General features: G+C 71.8%; 14 protein-coding genes. 10 read left to right on the forward strand and 4 right to left on the reverse strand.

What is annotated here, in order from left to right; all coding sequences use genetic code 11:
• Window positions 1-6: 6 nt before the first annotated feature.
• From HMPREF3086_RS09005 to HMPREF3086_RS09015, 3 genes are read right to left on the reverse strand one after another with little or no spacing between them, the layout of a single operon-like run.
• Window positions 7-1,617, reverse strand: a complete 1,611-nt coding sequence (locus HMPREF3086_RS09005; protein ID WP_070721441.1) for an NERD domain-containing protein — start codon at window positions 1,615-1,617, stop codon at window positions 7-9.
• A 15-nt stretch (window positions 1,618-1,632) separates the two neighbouring features.
• On the reverse strand, window positions 1,633-2,346 hold the full coding sequence (locus HMPREF3086_RS09010) for a class I SAM-dependent methyltransferase (RefSeq protein WP_210401852.1): 714 nt from the start codon (window positions 2,344-2,346) through the stop codon (window positions 1,633-1,635).
• Entirely contained in the window at window positions 2,330-3,328 is a 999-nt protein-coding gene (locus HMPREF3086_RS09015) for an NAD(P)/FAD-dependent oxidoreductase (protein WP_070721444.1), read from the reverse strand. The genes HMPREF3086_RS09010 and HMPREF3086_RS09015 overlap by 17 nt, the downstream gene beginning before the upstream one ends.
• 108 nt (window positions 3,329-3,436) lie before the next feature.
• On the opposite strand from HMPREF3086_RS09015, the gene HMPREF3086_RS09020 reads away from it, so the two are divergent.
• From HMPREF3086_RS09020 to HMPREF3086_RS09065, 10 genes are all read left to right on the forward strand, one after another.
• Window positions 3,437-4,024: a helix-turn-helix domain-containing protein gene (locus HMPREF3086_RS09020; protein WP_070721445.1), complete on the forward strand. Its 588-nt coding sequence runs from the start codon at window positions 3,437-3,439 to the stop codon at window positions 4,022-4,024.
• Between the two features lie 94 nt (window positions 4,025-4,118).
• A complete protein-coding gene (locus HMPREF3086_RS09025; RefSeq protein ID WP_070721459.1) occupies window positions 4,119-4,535 on the forward strand; it encodes a DUF1801 domain-containing protein in 417 nt (138 codons plus the stop codon).
• Window positions 4,536-4,657: 122 nt separating this feature from the next.
• Entirely contained in the window at window positions 4,658-5,260 is a 603-nt protein-coding gene (locus HMPREF3086_RS09030; protein WP_070721447.1) for a biotin transporter BioY, read from the forward strand.
• Entirely contained in the window at window positions 5,257-5,973 is a 717-nt protein-coding gene (locus HMPREF3086_RS09035; RefSeq protein WP_070721449.1) for an energy-coupling factor ABC transporter ATP-binding protein, read from the forward strand. Before HMPREF3086_RS09030 ends, HMPREF3086_RS09035 begins: the two co-directional genes overlap by 4 nt.
• 1 nt (window position 5,974) lies before the next feature.
• Window positions 5,975-6,574 carry an energy-coupling factor transporter transmembrane component T family protein gene (locus tag HMPREF3086_RS09040; protein WP_007631965.1) on the forward strand — a complete coding sequence of 200 codons (600 nt, stop codon included), beginning with the start codon at window positions 5,975-5,977 and terminating at the stop codon, window positions 6,572-6,574.
• A gap of 126 nt (window positions 6,575-6,700) precedes the next feature.
• The gene (locus HMPREF3086_RS09045) at window positions 6,701-8,188 is read left to right on the forward strand and encodes a DUF3375 domain-containing protein (protein WP_168169076.1); all 1,488 of its coding nucleotides are present in this window, start codon (window positions 6,701-6,703) and stop codon (window positions 8,186-8,188) included.
• Window positions 8,185-8,904 (forward strand): DUF4194 domain-containing protein, encoded by a 720-nt coding sequence (locus HMPREF3086_RS09050; protein ID WP_061916932.1) that lies wholly within the window; start codon window positions 8,185-8,187, stop codon window positions 8,902-8,904. The genes HMPREF3086_RS09045 and HMPREF3086_RS09050 overlap by 4 nt, the downstream gene beginning before the upstream one ends.
• Window positions 8,897-12,217 carry an ATP-binding protein gene (locus HMPREF3086_RS09055; RefSeq protein WP_070721453.1) on the forward strand — a complete coding sequence of 1,107 codons (3,321 nt, stop codon included), beginning with the start codon at window positions 8,897-8,899 and terminating at the stop codon, window positions 12,215-12,217. Before HMPREF3086_RS09050 ends, HMPREF3086_RS09055 begins: the two co-directional genes overlap by 8 nt.
• Before the next feature lies 1 nt (window position 12,218).
• Window positions 12,219-13,424 carry a Wadjet anti-phage system protein JetD domain-containing protein gene (locus tag HMPREF3086_RS09060; RefSeq protein WP_070721455.1) on the forward strand — a complete coding sequence of 402 codons (1,206 nt, stop codon included), beginning with the start codon at window positions 12,219-12,221 and terminating at the stop codon, window positions 13,422-13,424.
• Window positions 13,425-13,526: 102 nt separating this feature from the next.
• A complete protein-coding gene (locus HMPREF3086_RS09065; RefSeq protein ID WP_070721457.1) occupies window positions 13,527-14,270 on the forward strand; it encodes a catalase family protein in 744 nt (247 codons plus the stop codon).
• Between the two features lie 6 nt (window positions 14,271-14,276).
• Here HMPREF3086_RS09065 and HMPREF3086_RS09070 read toward each other — a convergent pair.
• On the reverse strand, window positions 14,277-14,721 hold a 445-nt coding region (locus HMPREF3086_RS09070), incomplete at its 5' end, for an SIP domain-containing protein (protein ID WP_141764038.1).

The following is a 14,721-nucleotide window of genomic DNA, read 5'->3' on the forward strand; positions in this document are numbered from 1 at the left end:
CGCCTGTCATGCTGCGGCGTCCCCCACCACGACGAGCACGTCGGTCGCCCTCGACAGACCCACGTAGATGCGTTCGCGGAGGCGGTCGATGCCCTCGTACCCGTTGCACACCAGCACGACCGCCCGCCGCTCGAGTCCCTTGAAGCCCAGGACGTGGCCGTAGAAGATGTCCTCTCCGCTCCAGAACGTCTCCCAGTAGGCGTCGTTGCCGTCCTCCTGCAGCTCCACCTGCATCGGGTGGCGTGAGCCGATCGTCAGCAGGGCGACGTCACCGGGCTCCCAGCCCTCGTCGAGCAGCCGCATGGCCTCGTCGTCTCCCACCGCGATCGGGTCGGCCCCCTCCGGGACGTCGACGTACCGCACCGCGGGGCCGGACCCTCCCCGCAGCTCCATGCGGTGTCCGACGAGCGGGAGGAACGCGCTGGCGATCTGCCGGGTGTTGCGGAGGTTGTGGTCCAGCACGAGGGGCACGAGGTCCACGGGCGGTCGACCCGCCCGCTGGAAGACGCTCTGCCCGACGTCACCGACGATCATGAGGCGACCGTTCTCCCGGTCGCGCAGAGCCCCGATCACGGGCTGCCACCAGCTGTCGGCGAAGTCCTGGGCCTCGTCCACGATCACGGCGTCGAAACGCCGGCCGTCGGGCAGCCCGTCGGCCAGCTCGGACATCAACCGCGGGAGCTCCTCCTCCCACCACCGCACCGACTCGGCGGACCGGATGCGCTCGTCGGGCCCCGCCGGGGCTCCCCATTCCACACCGAGGGCGTGGAACTCCCCGACGTAGGCGGGCCGTTCGCGCCGCTTCCATCCGTTGGTGACGCGCCTGAGGTAGCTGGCCAGGCCGTGGGAATAGCAGATCAATGCCACCCGCTGCCCGTCTCGCGACAGCCGGCGGGCCTGCTCGAGAGCGAGGTAGGTCTTGCCGCTCCCGGCGCCGCCGCGGATCTCGACGCGCGGGAGGGCGTCGACCGCGCGCAGCAGCACCGACTGTTCGCGGGTGAGCGCGTCGGCGATGTCGGCGTTCTCCGCGGCACGCGCCACCACGTCACGCTGCGGCAGCCCGCGACCGCCGAGGATCTCGGCCAGCCTGTCGACCGTGTCCGCGGCGAGGAACGGGCGGTCGGCCGGTCCGGACTCCCGCGCGACCCGGTGCGCGACCGACGCGAGTTGATCGAGTTGGTCCCGGTCCACGATCCGGTCGCGGCTGATCTGCGGCAGCGCGAAGTCGTCGGGGATCGAGGCGTTGGGGAAGACGAGCAGGTGGGTCCAGCGCTGGTGTTGTCGCGGCCAGCGTGGGTCCTCGCTGACGTAACCACGCAGGGCGTACAGCGCCTCGCGGCACTGCGTCACCGGGTCGATCGTGAACTGCTTGCCGCCACTGCCCTGCACCCAGCGTCCGTCCTCGACGGTGATCTGCCCGGACTTGATCTCGATGGCCACGATCCCGGCACCGGGCATCGCGACGAGGGCGTCGACCTCGTGCTCCTTCTCCGCCGTCGACACGCGCTGCCCCACCACGACGAGGCAGTCGTCGGCCAGCTGGTCCCGGAGCAGGTCGACGACCCTCTCCTCGGAGGGATGGCCGTAGACGGGGTGAGCGGGGATGACGCGGGGCATGTGAGAACAGTTACCTCACCCGCCCCGCCGGCGGGTGAGGTACGCGCCGGCGGTCACGCCCTCCGGGTGGCCCTGACGACGACATCGTGCACGGTCACCGCGGCGCCGCCGCGCCCGGCCATCTCGCGCGAGCACTCGAGCGCGGTGTCGATCCGCCACCGGTCCCGCCCGAGCACCGAGGTGATCCCGGCGGCGGTCGCACTGGCCTCGGCCGGCGGGTGGGCGCCGTGGTGGCCGTCTCCGCCGTGTGCCCCGTGTCCCCCCGTGGTGGAGGTGCCCCACGATGAACAGCGTGCCGCCCGGCGCCACCCAACCCGCGAGCCGCTCGTAGAAGTCCAGCTGCGGGATCGAGGGGTGGGCGTAATGCGTGGTGACCAGGTCGAACCGGCCGCCGGGCTCCCAGACGGACAGGTCCGCCTCGAGCCACGTCACCCGGTCGGCCAGGCCGGCCGCCTCCGCACGACGCGCCGCGACCTCGAGCGCCCCGGCCGCGAGGTCGACCCCCGTCACGCGCCAGCCACTCGAGGCCAACCACAGCGCCTCGGCCCCGGCCCCGCACCCGGCCTCGAGTGCCGCCCCGGGACTCAGCCCCGCGATCTCCCGGACGAGGTGCGGATTGGGTGGGCTCGTGGCCATCGCCGACGCCCGGACCGCGTCCCCGGCGCTCCCGGCGTCCTCCGCGCCGGACCAGACGCGGTCCCAGTAGCGACGGTCAAACTCGTGCGCCATCGACCGCCTCACCCGCCTGCGCCTCGACGGCCCGCCCCTCGACAGCCTGCTCGGCGACAGCACGCTCGAGGTCGGCGGTCACCAGCGCGGCGTTGAGGAACTGCGCGACGCGGGCGCCGTGTGCGGCCGCCGCTCCGACCTGCGCCATGAGGTCCGCGCAATTGCCGGCCGCCCACACGCCCGGCACCGAGGTGGCGCCGGTCTCGTCGGTGGCGATGAACGTGCCCACGGGGTGATCGTCCGCCGTCACGCCGATCGCGGTGTAGGGCTCGACCCGCACGGTCATCCGACTGCCCACCACCACCGCGTCGAGTTCGATGACCTCGTCGTCGTCGACCCGGACGCCGACCACGCGCCCACCGTCGGTCTCCACCCGCGAGATCCCACCCTCGACGATCGGTATTCCGAGCGCGTCCAGATGGATGCGGTCCTGCTCGTCGAGCGGCCGCCCGCCGGTGAGGAAGGTGAGGTCGCGGCTCCACTGGTGGAACAGCACGGCCTGGTGCACGGACATCGGGCCAGTCGCGATGACGCCGATCCGCTGGTCGCGGACCTCCCAGCCGTGGCAGTACGGGCAGTGCAGGACGCCGTGCCCCCACTGCTCGCGCACCCCGGAAACGTCCGGCAGCTCGTCGGTCACCCCGATCGCGAGGACGAGCGTGCGAGTGGGCTGCACCGTCCCGTCGGCCAGGATGACGTCGAAACCGTGCCCGGCCGGGCGGGTGTCCACGACCTCGCCGTCGACGACCTCGCCGTCGTACCTCTCCACCTCCGCGCGCCCCCGCGCGAGGTACTCCGACGGCTCCACACCGTCCAACGCGAGGAGACCGTGGATCCCCTCGGCCGGCGCGTTGCGCGGCCGCCCCGCGTCGATGACCGTCACGCGACGTCGTGCGCACGCCAGTGTCAGGCCGGCGCTGAGCCCGGCCGCCGCGCCGCCCACCACGACCACGTCCCGCAGGTCGTCGATCCGTGTACTCATCTGTCCGTCTCCCCCGCTCTGGGCCGGCGGTCGCGGCCCTCGTCCCTAGACGATGGCGCCCGCACCTCGCAGGCGCAACGTTCCTTGCCGAAATGGCAAACTGGCTTCATGGCCGACCCGACCTCCCAGACCCTCACCGGCGTGGGACCCCGCCTGCGGTCCCTGCGACGGCGCCGCGACATGACCCTCGCCGAGCTCGCCGGCAAGACCGGCATCTCCCCCAGCACGCTGTCCCGCCTCGAGTCGGGACAGCGCCGGCCCACGCTCGAACTGCTGCTGCCGCTCGCGCGGGCGCACGGCGTCACGCTGGACCACCTCGTCGACGCCCCGCCGACCGGCGACCCCCGCATCGCCCTGCGGCCCTTCACCACCGACTACGGCGCCACCGTCATCCCGTTGTCACGCCGGCCGGGCGGGATCCAGGCGTACAAGTTCGTGCTACCCCGGGGGAGGGACGACGACGAGCCGCGCCTCCACGTCCACGACGGCCACGACTGGGTGTTCGTGCTGGACGGCCGGCTGCGACTGATCCTCGGCGAGCACGACCTCATCCTCACCCCGGGCGAGGCTGCCGAGTTCGACACCCGCACCCCGCACTGGTTCGGTGCCACCAGCGCCGGCCCGGTGGAGTTCCTCAGCCTGGTGGGCCGGCAGGGCGAACGAGCGCATATCCGGGCCAGCACCGCGAGGGACTGACCGGTCGTACCGTGGAGGGGGCACCGGATCGGCTCGCACCCACTCGGTGATCACCTACTCGGCGAGCACGGTCACCACCAGGGAGGAGTGCGCCATGACCACCGACGGCCCGTCCGCCGACAGCCCGAAACTGCTCAGCGGCGGCAACCCGCAGATCCCCAAGGGCGAGGGCCCCGGCCCGGTCCGCGACTACATCGCGGCGATGCCGGAGTGGAAGCAGGCGATCGGGCAGCACCTCGACGACCTGATCGTGCAGACCGTTCCGGACGTGCACAAGGGCGTCAAGTGGAACCAACCCCTCTACGGCCACGAGGGCGCCGGGTGGTTCCTGTCCTTCCGGTGCTTCACGCACTACGTGCAGGTGCAGTTCTACCGGGGGACCTCGCTCGACCCGATGCCGCCGAAGGGCTCCAAGCATCCGGAGATGCGGTACTTCGACATCCGCCGCGACGACAAGCTGCTGCGCTCGTGGATCGAGCAGGCCAGTCGGTTACCCGGCCAGGACCTCTGACGGCGGGGCCGCGGGCGCCGGCGCGGGGATGGGCGGCGCCCCACTGTGCGCCGGGCCACCCCCCGTGCCACAATGAACGGTGTTCAGGTCGCCCTGCGGCCGCAGCGTCACCAAGGAGTGTCATGAGCATGTCGATCGACACGGCCCCGGCCCGCAGCGCGACCCGGGACCTCGCCCAGATCGCGGTGTTCGCCGCCCTCATCGTCGTGCTCGGTCTGCCCGGCCAGATCAGCATCGGCTCGGCGGGCGTACCCATCACCCTGCAGACCCTCGGCGTGATGCTCGCGGGGTCGCTGCTCGGCTGGCGCAAGGGCGCCCTGTCGGTGCTCGCGGTGATGATCATCGGCCTGGCACTGCCGGTACTCGCGGGGGGCCGCACCACCCTGACCTCGCTGGCCGGCCCCACGGCGGGCTTCCTCATCGGCTGGATCCCGGCGGTGATCGTGATCGGCCTGCTCACGGCGTGGGTCCTGCCGCGCTACCGCGTGCTGCCGGGGCTGCTCATCAACATCGTCGGCGGCATCGGGGTGATCTACGCGGTGGGCGTGGCCGGGATGCTCATCCGCACCGAGCTCACCGTCACGGGCGCGATCGCCGCCAACACGGTCTTCCTGCCCGGCGACCTGCTCAAGGCGGTGGTCACCGCGATCGTGGCGGCACAGGTGCACCGCGCGCGCCCCGGGCTGATCGCCCCGCTGCGCGGGCAGCGTTCCACGGCGGCGTGACCAGCCCGAGCGCCCCCGACCCGCGCGGCGCAGAGATCCGCTTCGACGGAGTCGGCCACGCCTACGGCGACCGGCCCGTCCTCTCGGACGTCGACCTCACCCTCACCGAGCGCCGCATCGGCATCGTCGGCGTCAACGGCGGCGGCAAGTCCACGCTGGCGCGCATGATCAACGGGCTGGTCGTCCCCACGTCGGGCACCGTGACGGTCGACGGCCTGGACACCCGCCGCAAGGGCGCGCAGGTCCGGCGCCGGGTGGGCTTCTGCTTCACCGACCCGGACACCCAGATCGTCATGCCCACCGTGGCGGAGGACGTGGACTTCTCCCTGCGGCGCTCCGGGATGGGCAAGGAAGAACGACGACGACGAGTCGCCCAGGTGCTCGAGACGTTCGGCCTCGCCGGGCATGCCGGTCATCCGTGCCACCTCCTGTCCGGGGGGCAGAAGCAGTTGCTCGCGCTGGCGGCGGTGCTGGTGATCGAGCCCTCGGTCATCGTGGCCGATGAGCCCACGACCCTTCTCGACCTGCGCAATCGCCAGTTGGTGGCGGAGACGTTCGCCGCTCTCGAGCAGCAGCTGGTCGTGGTCACCCACGACCTGGACCTGGTCGCCGATTTCGATCGCGTGCTGGTGGTCGACGGCGGCCGCGTGGTGATCGACGACTACCCCGGGCCCGCGCTGGCCGGCTACCGGCGCATCGCGCTGGAGCGGTGACGTGTTCGCGACCTACATCCCCGGGGACTCGCTGCTGCACCGCCTTCCCGCCGGGCTGAAGATCCTGCTGGTGTGCGTCCTCATCCTGGCCGCGACCCTGCTGATCCGCGAGCCGTGGCACGTCCTTCCCGCCCTGGCCCTGACCGGGGCGCTGTACGCGATCGGCCGTATCCGCCCGCGCGCGGCGTGGGATCAGGTCCGGCCGGTCCTGCCGATGCTGATCGCCATCCTCGTGCTGCAGTGGATCGTCGCCGACCTCGACACCGCCCTACGGGTGTGCGGTGCGCTGCTGGTGGCCATCGCGGTGGCGGGCCTCGTCGCGCTGACGACCCGCATCTCCGACATGCTCGACGCGGTCACGCGCGCCGCCGGCCCCCTGCGCCACGTCGGTGTCTCGCCGGATCGCATCGCACTGGTGCTCGTGCTGACGATCCGTGCGATCCCGCTCATCGCCCGCCAGCTTCGGCAGGTCACCGAGGCCCGCAAGGCGCGCGGCCTGGGCATGTCGATCCGTGCGCTCGTGGTGCCCACCGTCCTCGGCGCCCTCACGACGGCCGACCAGCTCGGCGACGCCCTGGCCGCCCGCGGCGTCGACGACTGAACCGGCCAACCGTCGGCATCCGCCGCGCCGGCCCATCGACAAGAGCGTTCCGCGCACCCCCTTCTCGCACCACGTGTTCCGAACACTCTCGAGGATGAAGCGGCACCGCGTGCCACCATGAGACTCGTGTCCGCGCTCGCCCGTTTCCTCCAGCTCTCCAGGCTGAACGGCGAATCATCCGCCCTCTCGCTGCTGCGTGCCCAGTTGTGGCCGCTCATCGTGGCGGTGCTGGCGGAGGTCTTCGAGGGGTCGTCACGGCGTGTCCCGTCCTCGGAGTTCTACGAGTTCCTCGACAGGACCCTGACGGCCGTCCGCGACTCCGGCGCGGACGTTCCGGGAACAGCCCAGGCCTACGTACGTCAATGGGTCGACGCCGGCTGGATGCTGCGCAGACCCGGCACCGCGGCGACGGGTGAGACGCTCGAACCCACCCAGTCCGCACTCGTGGTGATGGACTTCCTCGACGGCCTGCAGACACCGCGACGCGGACTGACCGTGTCCCGCGTCGAGACGCTCACCCGGCAACTGGAGGACCTCGCACGGGACACCGACCCGTCCGTTCAGGGCCGGCTGGCCGCCCTCCACCGGGAGCGCGACCGTATCGACGCCGCCATCGCACGTGTCGAGGCGGGCGACCTCGAGCTCGCGGACCCGGAGCAGGTCGGGGAGAAGGTGTCGGAGATCCTCCGCGGGGCGGATGACATACCCGCCGATTTCGCCCGCGTCCGCGCCGAATTCGAGTCGCTCAACCAAGACCTCCGTCGTCGTCTCCTCGACCAGGACGGCGCGCGCGGTGACGTCCTCGACGCCGTATTCGGCGGCGTCGACCTCATCGGTGACTCCGAGGCCGGCCGCAGCTTCTCGTCCTTCTACTCGGTGCTCCTCGATCCCGAACGCTCGGCGTCAGTCGACACGTGGATCGACGACATCCTGAGCCGACCGCAGATCGCCGACCTGCCCCCGTCAGCCAGGCGGGGCCTGCGGGAGCTGTTCGACGAGATGGAGACAGCCGGGGCGGAGGTCAACGGGGTCCTCACTTCGCTGTCTCGCAGCCTGCGACATTTCGTCACCTCCGACGCCTACGTCGAACACCGGCAGATGCTGGCACTGATCCGGTCCGCCCGCGCCGCGGCAGCCGAGGCGAGCGGCGCGCGCGCCGTGAAGCCGACCAGTCAGATGTCGGTGCCCCTCCGTCGGATCGGCATGTCGGTCCGGTCGGTCAGCGCCCTGCGCCTGCGGAACCCGGGCGAGGAACGGGTGGCGGCGGAGGTCGCGCACCACGAGGAGGGCCACGCTGACCTCGAGTCCCTCACGGCGCTGGTCCGGGCCTCGGAGATCGACGAGGCCGAACTCCGCGCCCATGTCCGCGACGTGGTGTCCAGGCTCGGCCCGTCATCCATCGGGGCGATCCTCCGCGAACACCCGGCAACCCAGGGCGTCGCCAGTATCGTCGGGCTGTTGAATCTGGCCATCACCACGCAGGCCGAGGCACCACCGGATGACCCGTGTTCGGTCGAGACCGTCACATGGACGAGTGGATCCGGCCCGACCTTGAGCGCCCGGATCCCGACCCTGGTGTTCACGGCCGATCGAGTTCTGGAGGAGGATCTGTGACTACCCCTGCGACGGCCGATCCCGACGGACCTGACGGTGCGGGTGATGACGGCCTGTGGCCCGGTGACACCGGGACGCTGTCCTTCGCCTCCAGACGCGCGTTGGCCCGGCTGCTCACGGGCCCGCTGGTGCAGGCGCATCGCCAGCCGGAGATCTGGGCGGCTGTGGTCTCCGACGAGCCCGCCATGCGATCGCGACTGGCGGACGTGTTCCTCGATCTGGTGCTGGACCACGACGCCGGTATCGCCTTCACCAGGCAGGTCGACACGGGTGGACGGGTCGAGGTCCCGGCGGTACTGCGGACCGAGACGCTGTCGCACATGGACACCGTCCTGCTCCTGCACCTGCGGTCCGAGTTGTCCGTGGCCCAGCCCGGCGAGCGGGTGATCGTGGATCGCGAGGACGTGGCCGAGCGGGTCGACGTCTACCGTTCCGTCGTCGACTCCGACCGGAGCCGGTATGCGCGCAAGTTCGACGCCTCGTGGAACCGGCTCAAGAGCTACTCGCTGCTCTCCGACACGGAGACAGCGGGGCGCGCCGAGGTCTCCCCCGTCCTCCGCCACCTGTTCGACGCGGACGTCGTCGCGGGGATCCGCGACGAGTACCGCGCCCTGATCGAGGCGCGCGGTGGGGCCGACGGTGAGCACGACGGCGAACCGCCCGGCGGGCGGGACGACGCCCTGTTCGACGACGACGAGGTGGTCGACGATGACTGAGGCCCTACAGCTTCCCGGAGCTCCGGAACACCCTGATCAGCTGCGACTGTCGCGAATCCAGGTGTGCAACTGGGGAACGCTCGACGGGTATCACGACGTGGAGGTGCCGCGGAAGGGGTTCCTCATCACCGGCGGATCCGGGTCCGGCAAATCGACCCTCATCGATGCGGTCTCAGCGGTGCTCGTGCCCCCGGCGCACCTGCGATTCAACGCCGCCGCGCAGGAGGAGGCGGGACGGGGATCGGGGCGCACTCTCGTGTCCTACATCCGTGGTGCCTGGCGGCGGGGAGCCGACGCCGAATCCGGCGACCTGGCCTCCGTCTACCTGCGTCCCAAGGCCACGTTCTCCGCGATCGCCCTGACCTACTCGGACGGCCGCGGCACCAGCGTGACACTTCTCCTGTTGCTCTACCTGCGTTCGGGCGACAATTCCGCGGCCGGGGTCAAGCGTCTCCACGGGGTCCGCGAGCACTCGTCCGACGAGCCCACAGACCTGCCGGACCTGTTCGGCTACCTCCGCAGTGGCATCGACAAGCGGGCGCTCAAGCGGGAGATCCCGGACGTGAGGTTCCACGACAGCTACTCGGCGTTCGCCGCCGCGTTCCGGCGTCGGCTGGGCATCGCCTCCGAGTCCGCTCAGCTCCTGCTGCACCGGACCCTGTCCGCCAAGTCGCTGTCCAGTCTCGACCAGCTCTTCCGCGACTTCATGTTGGAGGAGCCGGGTACCTTCGCGGTGGCCGACCGCGCAGTGGCGCAGTTCTCGGAGCTTCGTGAGGCCCACCGGTCGGTGGTCGACGTGCGCAAGCAGATCGCCCATCTGGCCCCGCTCGCCGACCTGCGGGCCTCCCGGGACCGCGTGCTGGCGCTGGCCGACGAGCTGGACGCTGAGAGTGAGGCTTTTCCCGCGGTGCAGGCCGCCGTGACCTTCGAACTCGTCGAGGAGGAGCTGCGGACGGCCCGCGGGGCGCTGGTGGCCGCGGAGTCCACCATCGCATCCGCTCGAGATCGACTCGATGTACGACGCACGGCGGCCGACGACATCCGCGCCCGACTCCGGGGTAGCGCCGGCGCCGGGCGGGATGAGCTCGCGAGAGACCTCGACCGGGCCCTCGAACACGCCGCCGACGTCTCCGCACGGCGTGCGCGTGCGGAGGCGGAGGTCGAGCGCCTGGGCGGCGCCCTTCCGACTTCGGCCGAGGACTTCGCCGCCCTGCTCGCCACGCTCGAGCGCGAGGACGCGGAACAGGAGGCCGAGCGGGCGCGAGATCGCGAGACGCTGCGGGAGGTGGCCGGGTCCCTCAACGAGGAACAGCGCTCGCTCGAGGAGGTGACCGCGCAACTGCAGGCGCTGTTGCGACACCGCTCGAACATCGATTCCCGGCTGCTGGCCGCCCGGGACCTCGTGAGCGAGGCGGCGGGGCTGAGCGCGCGCGAACTACCGTTCGCCGGAGAACTCCTCGACGTCCCCACCGAGCACGCCCGCTGGCGTCCAGCAATCGAGCGGGTCCTGTCCGGCTTCGCCCGCACGATGCTCGTCCCCGACCACCTCCGGGACCGGGTGGCCGCCGCCGTCGACTCGACCCACCTGGGCGTCCGCCTGGTCTACGAGGTGGTCGACCACGGCGACGACTCCGCCGCCCGCAGGACCGGCCCGCACAGCCTCGTCCGGAAGGTCCGCCCCGCCGCCGGGCCGTTCCTCCAGTGGCTCAACCGCAGACTCGCGGCCGAATTCGACGTGATCTGCGTGGAGACCGCCGCCGAACTGGCCCAGCACGACAAGGCCGTCACTCTGCACGGATTGATCAGACGCGGGGCGCGGTTCGAGAAGGACGACCGCCGACGGATCGACGACCCGGCGGCGTTCCAGCTGGGCAGTATGGACGACTCCAAGGTGGAGGCACTGACCACTCTCCGGAACGAGATCCGGGCACGTATCGACACCCACGAGCGGCAGTGGGCCGGACTGGACGACCTCGACGCGCAGCGTCGCGCCCGCCAGCGCGCGGCCGCCACCCTCCTGGGCCTGCGGTGGGAGGAGCTGGACGCCGACACCGCCGAGGACCGCGCCCGGGCAGCCCGAGATCGCCTGGACCAATGGCGGGAGCAGCATCCCGAGGTCGCGGAGATGGAGCGGGACCTGCGCGCCGCCGAGGAGGCGCAGTCGCGGGCCCAGGCGGAGTACGACTCCGCGAACCGGGCCGGAGCGGTTGCCGCTAGCGTCGTGGAGGGTCTCGAGAGGCGGCTCGCCGACCTGACCGGTAATGAGAGGCGCGACGTCGACGAGGGCGCCGCGGCCCGCATCCGCGAACGCCTGGCGGCTGCGACGCGCCGCCTGACCGCCGAGAACGTGCAGGAAGTCTGCCAGCGTGCCGAGCGGTCCATCGCCGCCGAGCAGGTGTCCACCGCGACCGAGCGCGACCGGATCCATCGGCGCATCACCGCGGCTCTCACGTCGTACCTGGAGCTGTGGCCGGCCAAGAAGGCCGATCTCAAATCCGACCCGGAATTCGTCGGTGAGGCCGTCGAATGGCTGGTCCAACTTCGCCGGGACCGCCTCGCGGAGTTCGAGGACCGATTCCTCGGGCTCATCGGGGACATGCAAACCCGGAATCTGGGCGAACTCGCCCGTCACATCCGCCGCGCCCGCTCCGAGATCGAGGCCGGGATCAGACCGGTCAACGACTCGCTGCGCCGGTCGGAGTTCCAGTCCGGCCGGTGGCTGCAGATCGAGGTGCGTGACCGACGTACCGAGACCGTCACAGACTTCCTGAGCGACCTGGAGAAGGCGGTGTCCGGAGCGCTCGACAAGCGCACCGTCGACACCGCGGAGGCCGGTTTCGCGGTGATGTCACGACTCTTGGACCGGCTGGGATCCGCGGATTCCGCCGACCGACGCTGGCGGCAGACCGTGCTGGACACCCGGCGACACGTCGGCTTCATCGGCGTCGAGATCGACGAGGACGGGACGCCGACCAACTACCACGATTCGTCCTCCGGCCTGTCGGGCGGTCAGGCGCAGAAGCTGGTGTTCTTCTGTCTCGCCGCGGCTCTGCGGTTCCAGCTCGCGGACATCGACGCCGATGTGCCGCGCTACGGAACCGTGGTCCTCGACGAGGCGTTCGACCGGGCCGACCCCGACTACACGCGCCGCGCGATGGACGTCTTCACCGATTTCGGGTTCCACATGGTTCTGGCGACCCCGCTCAAGTTGTTGCAGACCCTCGAGCCGTACATCGGTGGTCTGGTGGTGGTGGGCATCGAGGACGGGAGCCGCTCCCGCATCGAGCGGGTCACCTGGGAAGCCGCGAGCTGACATGGCCGGGCCGACGACGCCGCGCGCTCCCGATGATCTGGCCGAAGCGTGCGCCACCCGGTTCGCCCGCCGGTACCGCGAGTGGATCGCCGACCCGGACTCCGCTGCCGAGTACGTCCTGCGATTCTCCACCGCATCCCCGACGGCGACGCGCGCCTCGGACGACCCGGCCGGCACGGCGGACTGGATCCGGCGGTGGCGGGAGTTCGACTCCGCCCAGGACGCCCTCGACGTACAGATCACATGGGTGGAACGCCGATTGCCCGGGTTCGGCGCGGTCGCTCTCCCTCAGCGCGTGGAGGTCCGGGGCGGCCGGGCGATCGCGCGGATCGCGGGACGAGCCGCGCACTGGGAGGCGATGCTCGCCAGGGCCACCGACCTGCTCCGGTTGGGCCCCGACGAGTCGGTCCTGCGACTCGCCGCCGCGGCCACCGCATCGACGTGGGAGAAGCTGAGCGACGTGGACATGGAGCGCCTGCTCGCCGTCTGCCGGTGGGCGCTCGCGCATCCCACGGGGGGATTGCGGGCGCGCGAGATCGCGGTCCCCGGAGTCGACACCAAGTGGATCGAATCCCGGCTCCGGGTGGTCGAGCAACTGGTCGACGCGGCCCGGGCGGGTCGGGACGGCACAACGCCCGACAACGTGGCCGGCGTCTCGGGCCTCGGACTGAAACGATCCGACCTCCGCGTGAGGATGCGGGTCCTCGACCCCGCGATCGACTTCCCACTGCGCGATGTGGAGAGCCCGGTCGATCAGCTCGCCGCGCTGTGGCCGGGTTCAGAGAGCCCGCGCAACCTCGTCGTCGTCGAGAATCTCACCACGTTCCTCGCACTCCCCGCGCTCCCCGGCGCGGTCGCAGTGTTCGGTCGTGGGTTCGCGGTCGATGCCGTCGCCGCGCTGCCCTGGGCGATGACGGCCCACGCCGTCTACTGGGGCGACATCGACTCCCACGGCTTCGCGATCCTCGACAGACTCCGACGCCACGCGCCGCACGCGGTCAGCGTCCTCATGGACGTCGAGACGCTCGACGCCTGGGGTGAGTTCGCGGTCCCCGAGCCCACGCCCGCCCGCGCGATGCCCACGCGACTGACCGCGGGCGAGCTCGCCGCACTGGAGGCGCTGACCGGCCGAGGCGACCTCCGGCTGGAGCAGGAACGTATCCCGTGGGACTGGGCACTGCCCCGCCTCCGATCCGCACTGGGCTGAGCGCGGGTCGGCCGGCGCTGGACGCAGACAACTCGATGGTGCCCCTCCCCGCCCCGTGATCAGCGCCACACCCGCCCGCTCGCCGCTGGGTATCGTGGCCCCATGTCCCGAGAGACCCGGAAACCCGGCCGCGGACGCTCCGCCGCGGCCCACACGGCAGACACGGACGACGCCGCTGGCACGTCCGCGCTCGTACCGAAAACCTCCGAGTCGAAGGAGGTGGCGCTGCGGTCGGCACCGGTGTCCAGCCTGGTGGGCACGGCGTTCGGCGCGGTGGCCGCGGTCGCGCGACTGGCCCGCCCCAAGGCGCTGCATCCCAAGGGCGTCATCGCGAAGGCCACGCTGAGCGTGACGGGGGTCGGTCGCACGGGCTCACCGCTGCTGGACGTCACGGGCCGGTGGCCGGCGACCGTCCGCTTCTCACGGGCGGTGGGCCTGCCGGACGCGGTCCCCGACATCGGCGGCATGGCCGTCCGTGTCCACGCCGAACGACCCGTGGACATCCTGCTGGCCAGCACGGGCACGGGCCCGCTGAGCCGCTACGTCCTCACCGCGGGCTGGCGCACGACCGGCCGCACGATGACCTCCATGTTCCCCGTGCTCATCGCCGGCCGACCGCTCCTGCTGGCCGCGATCCCCGGCGGCGACGGCGGCACGTGGACGCTGCAGCACGCCACGCCCCTCGGCAGGTGGCGGACCCTGGGCAGGCTCACCGTGGACTCGTGGGAGGACGACGACGAGGACCTGCACTTCGATCCCATCGGTAACCGCCTCCCCGGGTCGCGCTATCCGCACGTCCTCAGGGCGCTGCGGGATCCGTCGTACCCGCCCGCCGACCGGGCGTGACCGCGCTCAGCACTCCGAAGCGCCGCGCCTCCAGTAGCCCATGAACGCCACGGCCTCCTTGGGCACCCCGGCGGCGTCCACGGCGAGTCGGCGCATGGCGCGGACCAGACTCGCCTCCCCGGCGAGGAACACGTACGGGTCGCCGGCCGACACGGCGGTGGCGGGCTGCCACTCGCGCTCGGCGGGACGCCTTCCGTCCAGGACGGTCTGCACGCACTCGTCGCCCAGGTCCAACACGCCGGCCAGGTGCCGCGCCACCGCGGCGCCGGGCTCGCCCGCGCGGGGTAGCACGGTGACGAAGTCGGGGGCGCCGTCGGCGAGTGCCACGGCATCACCGGTGGTGGGCACCTCGATCACGATCTGCACGTGCCGCTCGGGAGCGGCCCCCGCCGCCGCCCGCTCCTCGGCGAGCTCGTCGGCGATCGCGAGCAGGGCCGGCGCGGCGGTCTCG

The organism is Dietzia sp. HMSC21D01, assembly GCF_001815995.1.
In the GTDB taxonomy this organism is placed as follows: domain Bacteria; phylum Actinomycetota; class Actinomycetes; order Mycobacteriales; family Mycobacteriaceae; genus Dietzia; species Dietzia cinnamea.